This window comes from Spirosoma sp., from assembly GCF_048594605.1.
GTDB lineage: Bacteria > Bacteroidota > Bacteroidia > Cytophagales > Spirosomataceae > Spirosoma.
The window spans coordinates 1-5,193 of record NZ_JBMDWV010000361.1; the positions used below are offsets into that span (position 1 = coordinate 1).

A 5,193-nucleotide genomic window follows, 5' to 3' on the forward strand; every position below is an offset into this window, starting at 1 on the left:
ATTGTGCTGGGGGGCGGCCTTTCCCTGATCGGTGAGCCTTTACGGGCGGCTGTTCGTCAGGCACTCCCTCGGTTCATTATGAAAACATTTCACCCATCTCCACTTATTCTGCTTGCTAAACTTGGCGAGGACGTAGTACCCATCGGCGCATTAGAATTAGTCAAAAAATGAGCCCTGTAGCCTGAAAGGCCGTACAGCTTTTCAGGCTATCGATTCTCTTTACTCTATATTACCATTATGGATCAGACCTATTTCAAGAAGTACATCGATCGACAGAAAACGGCATACGATGCCATCCCGCTCGATCAGGTTGAACATTTTATTCAGTTGATTAAAAAGTGCTGGGAAGAAGATCGGCAGTTGTTTGCTTTCGGTAATGGAGGCAGTGCTTCCAACGTGTCACATTTCATAACGGATCTGGGAAAAAGTGCATCTGACCGAATGGGCAAACGGTTTCACTGCTTGTCCCTGAACGAAAACCTGTCCTGGATTACGGCTATTGGGAACGATTATGCTTATGAAGATGTGTATTTGCGCCAACTTCAGAACTACGCTCGTCCCGGCGATCTGGTACTTACATTGGGCGTAAGTGGCAATTCGCCAAATGTAGTAAAAGCGGTACAGTGGGCCAACGATAATGGGCTGACAACCCTTGCTCTCGTCGGTGGCAAACGGGGTCAGGTTGCCGATCTTGCTCACCACTCTATTGTAATTCAGGATGAACATTACGGTCGCGTGGAAGATGCCCAGATGACAATTTGCCACATGCTCTGTTACGGCTTTATTGAATCATAAAAAACAAAAGGAGGTACGCTCAGCATACCTCCTTTTGTTTTTTATGATTCAATCCTACGAATACCGATCATTACGCCAGGGATAAGCCGTATTCGAATAGCCGCGTTCTTCCCAAAAGCCGAGTTGGTTCTTAGTCAAAAACTCAATACGCTTAATCCATTTGGAGCCTTTCCAGGCATACAGCTGGGGCGTAATCATACGTAGTGGACCGCCATGCTCGCGTGCCAGCGGTTGCCCATCAGCAGTATGAACAAGCAGTACGTCGGGCTTGAGGGCTTCTTCCAGGGAAACATTCGTCGAATAGCCGTCGTAACCATAACACATTATGTGTGTAGCCGAACCTTTCGGATCGACCAGGGCCGCCAGATCCATGAATCGAACCCCCACCCAGGGAATATTCAACCGTGACCAGGTCGTCACGCAGTGAAAATCGCTTGTATCTTCCACCTGCGGCAAAGCCATTAGATCGTCCCACTTCAGCCGAATCGGGTGATTTACTTCACCATCAAGATTCAGTTGCCACTTATCGAGCGGAATATCGGGCTGATAACCTAAATCGAGTACAGGCCATTTCGACGTAACGTTTTGTCCAACAGGCACGGTAGGCATTCCGTGTCGATTTAGCGGGCCCGAACCCCGAGGTTTTTCATCCGTCATAGAAGGCGTTTGCGCCATTTTCTCCTCAAACCGGCGCTTGAGTTTCATGCGGGCTTCGACAACTCTATCGGTCTTTTCGTTTGCATCCATATTGCTATAATCAATATCCAGTCGAAAAAGTTACTACGTTGTCAAACAAGCAATTAAAGCTTTACTTTAAGCTACCCGTACGTAACTACCAAGCAATTTTACCTCAGCCGCATGATGATTAAGAATTTCCTGCAAGGCCGAATCGGAGGCATGTCCTTCGCAATCGATCAGAAACCAGTAGCGGAACGTAGCACCCTCACGCAGGGGGCGACTTTCGATTTTGGTCAGGTTGATGCTTCGGGCGTTAAACTCCTGCAGGAACTCAGCCAGTACCCCCGGCGACTCCGTATTGGGCAATCGGGCGATCAGCGTTGTCTTATCCTGACCGCTGGGTTGATTGACATAATCCTTCGCCAGAATCAGAAAACGGGTTCGGTTCAGGTCACTGTCTTCAATATTATCAAACAGAACTGGCACATCGAATAACTTGGCGGCAATGTGCGAACAAATAGCGGCTGCGCCCGGATCTTGTGCAGCTAGTTTAGCGGCTCTTGACGTTGATTCGACCGGAACCAGCTCTGCGTTTAATCCTTCGAACGTATCATTCAGGAACTTGCTGCACTGCCGGAATGCAATGTCTTTGGAATAGATACGGGCGATATCTGTCAGGTTATCCGCCTTCGTCGCAAACGTAAAATGGACCGGAATCTGAGCTTCTGCGGCTATTGTAAGATCTTTCTCGAGCAGCAAATCTATTGCTTCACTAACAATACCTTCCTGATTATTTTCGATGGGAACAACCCCAAATCGGACGCGCCCCGTTTCAACGCTCTCAAATACAGAGCGGATCGTCGGCAGCGCCATATACGCACTCATTGCGCCAAAACGGCTTTCGGCGGCCTGATGCGTAAAGCTGCCTTCCGGACCAAGATAGGCGATACGTTCGGGCAGTTCGAGATTACGGGATACAGCAAAAATTTCCAGAAATATAGCTTCAATGGCTTGCCGGTTCAACAAGCCATTGTTTTGATCATTAAGCCGATCCAGAATTTGTTTTTCGCGTTCGGGACGGTAGATTACTGTGTTGGTCGAACGTTTTAGTTCGCCAACCCGACGTACCAGTTCCATCCGCTGATTAAGCAAGGTAAGAAGCTGATCGTCGAGCAAGTCGATGCTGTTACGAAGGGATTCGAGAGTCATTATGGAAAGCAATACACTACGTAGTGTACAAAAGTACATTACCTACTGCAAACTTTAATCGGGCAAAAGCAATAACTATCAACTACGTAACGGGCGAAAAGTGAACTTCGTAGTAATCTCCTTAACGTAGCAAGTAGGTTTACGGAAACGAAAGTAGGGCTGACCGAATATTCGGTCAGCCCAACGAAAGCAAGTGTATCGTCGTTAAAGCGGATTCTGTACGATGGCTTTATTGGCATTGATTTCCCGTCGTGGAATCAAAAACTCCCACTGATTGTCGCCCGGTTTTACGTCAAAAAGTACAACCACTGCACTTTGGATATTCGTTGCACCATTCCGATTCAATGGCAGATTCATCCGCTTCAGATCCGTAAACCGGAAGCCCTCTCCCCACAGTTCGACACGTCGATTGAACAGAATTTCGTCGATTAGTTGCGTTCCCGTTTTCGTTGACTTCACGTATGATGGATCACGTTTGCTGACAAGGTCAAACAATACGGTAGCTGCGTCTGCTGCGTTTCCGAGACGGGCCTGCGCTTCAGCTTCGATCAGATACATTTCAGCAGCGCGCATATACGGAATGTCGCCCATCGTACTGGTTGAGGGTGCAGCACCCGGCAACCGAAACTTTTGGGTTATATACGGCACACGCACACCGCCCGTCGGAACAATCGAATTAGCCGCGGTTGGCGTCTTCACCCACATTTTCGAGCGTACATCGGTTGCTGGAATCTGGTCGTACAAAGCGCTGTTGATGGTTTTGGGCGACACACGAATGTTGGTGGAGTTATAGTTTGAGGATATGTACGAATGAAACGCTCCAAACGTCTCCGACTGATCTTCGACATGGTCAAAACCCCACATCCATTCAGGATTGCCAATATCTGAAAAACCGTCCTGATACTGCGCGACGGACATCGGCGAATAACTTTTACGCGCTTCAGCGGCAAATTTTGCGGCATCTGCCCAGTTTTGCTGTACTAAGGCCACACGGGCCTGAAGCCCCTTAATCACGTCAAGATTAATATGTGACTTGTAACTCCGGGAAGCGGTAAGCAACGTAGCAGCTTCTGCCAAATCCTTATTGATCTGCGCGTAAACCTCCTCTACAGTTGCGCGAGGAAGCCCTTCCGTTGTTGGGGTCAATACCAGCGGCACACCGAGTTGCGCATTTGGTTTCGTCGCGGCATCGTAGCGTTTACCAAAAAGCTGCACCAGGTTGAAATAGGAGAATGCCCGTATGCCTAGCGCTTCGCCTTTTACCTGATTACGTTCCGTCTGTGTACCAGCCGCATTGTCGATATTGGTAATGGCGAGATTCGCATTTCCGATGAGTCGGTAGTATAATTGATAAGGTAATTCGTCGCCCACAGATGTTTCTGAGCGATGTGCCTGCCAGCGTGTTTCAGCCAGATGCCACGTATTCGACGTATTACTGATTACTACGTCCTCCCCCAGTACGTCGATAATAATCATCATGGCTGGGTGGCCAAAATGTCCCTGTGAGCTTAAATAGCGTACGACCATTGCCCGATATATACCGTTGATCGCGGCAGCAGCATTCTTTGTTGTTGAGTAAGCAGCCCCAGCATCGATACTACCTGTAGGCGAGAGTTCTAGGTATTGTTTGTCGCAGGACGTAGCAAGCAGGCCCAGGGCCATTACCAACGTCAGATATCTTTTTTTCATAATTGTCTGAAGCTTAAAGTGTAAAAGAGACGCCGAGCACCAGGCTTCTGGCCGGACTATATGCATTACCGGTCAATCCTGTAAATTGCTGCTGAACATTCATACCTGTCCGGCGCGAAAGGAATAGAAGATTTTCGCCACTCACATACACTTGTGCATTTTCTAGAAATAATTTGCGTGCCAGCGCGTTCGGCAATGAGTAAGAAAGCGTAACCGAACGGAGATTTATAAAACTGGCATCTGTAAGCCAGCGATCCGATTGAGCATCGAAATCAGAAGTACGTCCCGCATCCATCCGAGGGACATTTGTGATGTCGCCCGGATTTCTCCACCGATTCAGAATGTCTACGTGCTTGGCACTACCATACCCACCCGCACTCATCAGCGACGCATAGGCGGCATCGTATATCTTACCGCCTAACTGATAGACGAACAGGGCCGAAAGCGAAAGCCCTTTGTAACGTATCGTATTGGTAAAGCCCCCTGAAAGTGCCGGAATGGATGATCCATTATACCGGTAACGGGCATTATTGATACTGTTGGTAAGTGTATCGCCCGACTCGGTAATGCGTGAGTTAGACGCTACGTAACTGGCGGCCCGGTACTGAGCCTCACCATTTGCCGGATTTACGCCAACGTATTCCCGCAGCCAATAATCGTAGATCGAGCGCCCTACAGCGAGCTTCTTGGTTCCGTCAATAATTTCGGGGTTTTCCTCCGGCATTTTTGTAATCTGGTTCTTGATCCGGGTGGCATTCAGGTCAAGCCGCCAAGTAAAATCTTTCGTCCGAATGGGTTCGACGCCCAATTCAATCTCAATAC

Annotated in this window: 4 protein-coding genes and 1 pseudogene; 1 reads left to right on the top strand and 4 read right to left on the bottom strand. The window is 48.6% G+C overall.

The window, feature by feature from the left end:
• The first annotated feature begins 237 nt into the window (after positions 1–237).
• Entirely contained in the window at positions 238–795 is a 558-nt protein-coding gene (locus ACOJS8_RS22055; protein ID WP_420150720.1) for a D-sedoheptulose-7-phosphate isomerase, read from the top strand.
• 54 nt (positions 796–849) lie between these two features.
• On the opposite strand, the gene ACOJS8_RS22060 is transcribed toward ACOJS8_RS22055, so the two are convergent.
• From ACOJS8_RS22060 to ACOJS8_RS22075, 4 genes and pseudogenes are all read right to left on the bottom strand, one after another.
• Positions 850–1,542: a molybdopterin-dependent oxidoreductase gene (locus tag ACOJS8_RS22060; RefSeq protein ID WP_420150721.1), complete on the bottom strand. Its 693-nt coding sequence runs from the start codon at positions 1,540–1,542 to the stop codon at positions 850–852.
• Positions 1,543–1,608: 66 nt separating this feature from the next.
• Positions 1,609–2,682: a prephenate dehydratase gene (gene pheA, locus ACOJS8_RS22065; protein ID WP_420150722.1), complete on the bottom strand. Its 1,074-nt coding sequence runs from the start codon at positions 2,680–2,682 to the stop codon at positions 1,609–1,611.
• Between the two features lie 204 nt (positions 2,683–2,886).
• Positions 2,887–4,371 carry a RagB/SusD family nutrient uptake outer membrane protein gene (locus tag ACOJS8_RS22070; RefSeq protein WP_420150723.1) on the bottom strand — a complete coding sequence of 495 codons (1,485 nt, stop codon included), beginning with the start codon at positions 4,369–4,371 and terminating at the stop codon, positions 2,887–2,889.
• A gap of 13 nt (positions 4,372–4,384) precedes the next feature.
• Positions 4,385–5,193 (bottom strand): annotated as a pseudogene (locus tag ACOJS8_RS22075) (SusC/RagA family TonB-linked outer membrane protein); the annotation flags it as partial.

Coding starts and splice junctions, on each gene's coding strand:
- ACOJS8_RS22055 (WP_420150720.1), top strand. CDS start 238: ATGGATCAGACCTATTTCAAGAAGTACATCGATCGACAGAAAACGGCA.
- ACOJS8_RS22060 (WP_420150721.1), bottom strand. CDS start 1,542: ATGGATGCAAACGAAAAGACCGATAGAGTTGTCGAAGCCCGCATGAAA.
- pheA (WP_420150722.1), bottom strand. CDS start 2,682: ATGACTCTCGAATCCCTTCGTAACAGCATCGACTTGCTCGACGATCAG.
- ACOJS8_RS22070 (WP_420150723.1), bottom strand. CDS start 4,371: ATGAAAAAAAGATATCTGACGTTGGTAATGGCCCTGGGCCTGCTTGCT.